This window comes from Cellulomonas hominis (assembly GCF_005239125.1).
Taxonomy (GTDB): domain Bacteria; phylum Actinomycetota; class Actinomycetes; order Actinomycetales; family Cellulomonadaceae; genus Cellulomonas; species Cellulomonas hominis_A.
In genome coordinates this window covers 1-843 of record NZ_SZYE01000371.1, presented here as the reverse complement: position 1 = coordinate 843, position 843 = coordinate 1, and the positions used below count along the sequence as shown (strand labels likewise).

Annotated in this window: 1 protein-coding gene; it reads left to right on the top strand. The window is 78.1% G+C overall.

The features are described from left to right. Positions 1-258: 258 nt before the first annotated feature. Positions 259-843, top strand: a 585-nt coding sequence (locus tag FA014_RS19630; protein WP_154731266.1) for a DinB family protein, incomplete at its 3' end; no start/stop codon positions are given.

Below are 843 nucleotides of genomic sequence, written 5' to 3'. Positions count from 1 at the left end.
GGCGCTCCACGGCCGGCGGGCAGACGCCGGCGTCAGGCCCCGGGCCCGAGCGCGCGACGGCCTCCGCCAGGGCGCGGAGCAGGAGCAGCCGGTCGGTCACGGGGCCAGTCTCGGATCGGACCGGCCGGCGCGCACCCGGAGCGGCGGCCCGCCCTGCGCCGTCCGGGTGAGCGCCCGGGCACCGGGGCGCGCCACCCGCGTCGCCCGCCCGTCCGCACCGCCCCGGCGCGTGTCGGACCGCGACGGCACACTGGGCCCATGGACGACAAGGCGACGCTGCACCAGTACCTGCGCGAGAACCGCGACTCGCTCCTCGCGAAGCTCGACGGGCTCTCCGAGTACGACGCCCGCCGGCCGCTGACCCCGACCGGCACCAACGTCGCGGGCCTGGTCAAGCACGTGGCCAGCGTCCAGCTCGACTACTTCGGCGCGGTGTTCGGCCGCCCGCACGGTCGCGCCCTGCCGTGGTTCGCCGACGACGCCGAGCCCAACGCCGACCTGTGGGTCCCCGCGGAGGAGTCGCTGGACTCCGTCCGCGAGCTGCACGCGTTCTCGGCCGCCCACGCGGACGCGACCATCGACGCGCTCCCGCTCGACGCACCGGGCCGGGTCCCGTGGTGGCGACCCGCGTCCGCCGACGTCACCCTGCACCGGATCCTCGTGCACGTGATCGCCGAGACCGCGCGGCACGCGGGCCACGCGGACATCGTGCGGGAGACGATCGACGGCGCCGTGGGCACCCGCCCGGACGACCCGAACCTGCCGTTCCACGACGGCGACGCCTGGGCGGCGTACCGGGCACGCGTCGAGGACGCGGCCCGCGCGGCGGCGGGCGCGGGCGAC